This window comes from Methylobacterium sp. J-077 (assembly GCF_022829365.1).
GTDB lineage: Bacteria > Pseudomonadota > Alphaproteobacteria > Rhizobiales > Beijerinckiaceae > Methylobacterium.
On the sequence record NZ_JAKSYJ010000106.1, the window covers coordinates 1 to 721 of the forward strand.

1 protein-coding gene and 1 pseudogene are annotated in these 721 nt (G+C 66.3%); both read right to left on the minus strand.

Features of this window, described 5'->3' with window-relative positions:
- On the minus strand, nt 1-97 hold a 97-nt coding region (locus MKL11_RS09975), incomplete at its 3' end, for a hypothetical protein (RefSeq protein WP_409565837.1).
- A 96-nt stretch (nt 98-193) separates the two neighbouring features.
- A pseudogene (locus MKL11_RS09980) lies at nt 194-721 on the minus strand (DDE-type integrase/transposase/recombinase); the annotation flags it as partial.

The window sequence follows — 721 nt, forward strand, 5'->3', positions numbered from 1 at the left end:
CGGCCTCGGCAACCCAGTTGCGGATGGCCTGCGCGGAGGGCTCGAACTCGCGAGCCAGATCGTTCGGATCACGCCCGGCGCGGGCCAACTCGACCATCTGTCGGCGGAACTCGGTGGGGTAAGGGGGACGACTCTTCGGCACTGGACAAACACCTCACGCGAAAGCGTTCTCGGTGTCCACCAAACAGGGGCAATCCCACTCGACCCCATTCAGGTACGCACACTGGTCGAGCATACGACCGGCAAACTCCGGCCCGTTGTCCACCCGCAGGCTCTGAGGCCGGCCCCGCAGCCGGACCAAGGCGTCGAGCGCCTCGGTCACCTGGAAGGCGCGGAAGTTGACTCTCGGCGTGAGTGAGAGCGCCTCTCGCGTGTCGCAATCGACGACGGTCAGGATCCGGAACGGACGCCCGTCGAAGACGCGGTCGGATACGAAGTCCATCGCCCAGACCTCGTTTGGACCGCCGATCGCGGGTCGCCCTTGTCGGTAGCGACAGGCCCGTTTGCGCTTGGGCAGCTTGGACCGGATCGACAGCCCCTCGTCCCGGTAAATCCGGTACGTGCGCTTGTGGTTCACCTTCCAGCCCTCCCGCCGCAGCAGGATGTGCAGCCGTCGGTAGCCGTAGCGGACCCGTGCGGCAGCGAACTCCTTCAGCCGCATCCGCAGTGCCACCTGCGGGTTGGAGCGCTTCCTGTAACGCTGGGACGAGTGGCCGAAACC